This is a genomic window from Nonomuraea sp. NPDC002799 (genome assembly GCF_053592075.1).
Map to the genome: position 1 here is coordinate 1 of NZ_JBSFVA010000146.1, position 1,076 is coordinate 1,076.

1 protein-coding gene is annotated in these 1,076 nt (G+C 68.0%); it reads left to right on the plus strand.

Going from position 1 to position 1,076, the window contains the following annotated elements; translation table 11 throughout:
• A partial coding sequence (locus ACWD0F_RS52140) for a glycoside hydrolase family 11 protein (protein ID WP_449890607.1) occupies positions 1–944 on the plus strand: 944 nt, incomplete at its 5' end.
• Positions 945–1,076: the final 132 nt, after the last annotated feature.

The following is a 1,076-nucleotide window of genomic DNA, read 5'->3' on the forward strand; positions in this document are numbered from 1 at the left end:
CCCTCTCCGTTCTGGGGGGGGGGGGGGTGGGGGGTTGGCCCCGCCCCCCCGCATCCCCCAACGCGGCCCCCGTGACGTCCAATCAGACCGGCACCAACAACGGCTACTTCTATTCCTTCTGGACCGACAGCCAAGGGTCGGTCTCCATGGACCTGGGCTCCGGCGGCAACTACAGCACCTCATGGAGCAACACCGGCAACTTCGTGGCCGGCAAGGGCTGGAGCACCGGCGGACGCCGGAGCGTGAACTACTCCGGCAGCTTCAATCCGTCGGGCAACGCCTATCTGACCCTCTACGGGTGGACCAGGAACCCGCTCGTGGAGTACTACATCGTCGACAACTGGGGCACCTACCGGCCCACCGGAACGTACAAGGGCACGGTCACCAGCGACGGCGGCACCTACGACATCTACCAGACGACGCGCTACAACGCCCCCTCCATCGAAGGCAACAAGACCTTCAACCAGTACTGGAGCGTCAGGCAGTCGAAGAAGACAGGCGGGACGATCACGTCCGGCAACCACTTCGACGCATGGTCGCGTAACGGTATGAGCCTCGGCAGCCACGACTACATGATCCTCGCCACCGAGGGATATCAGAGCAGCGGCAACTCCAACATCACGGTGGGCGGCACAGGCGGCAACCCCGGCAACCCGGGTAACCCCGGCAACCCCGGCGGCGGTTGCACCGCGACGTTGTCCGCCGGTCAGCAGTGGAGCGACCGCTACAACCTCAGCGTCGCGGTCAGCGGCTCCAGCAACTGGACCGCGACCATGAACGTCCCGTCCCCGGCGACCATCATCGCCACCTGGAACATCAGCGCCAGCTATCCCAGCTCCCAGGTGCTGACCGCCAGACCCAACGGCAACGGCAACAACTGGGGTGTGACGATCCAGCACAACGGCAACCGAACGTGGCCGACGATCTCCTGTAGCGCGAGCTGACCCCTCCCGATCACCGCACCTGTGGCGGGGGGGGGGGGGGGGGGCCGCCACGACGACGAGGGCGGCGCCCGCCGCCGCCGCGCCCACCCGCAACACCGCCCCCCCCGCCGCGCCCCCCCCCCCCCCCCCCCT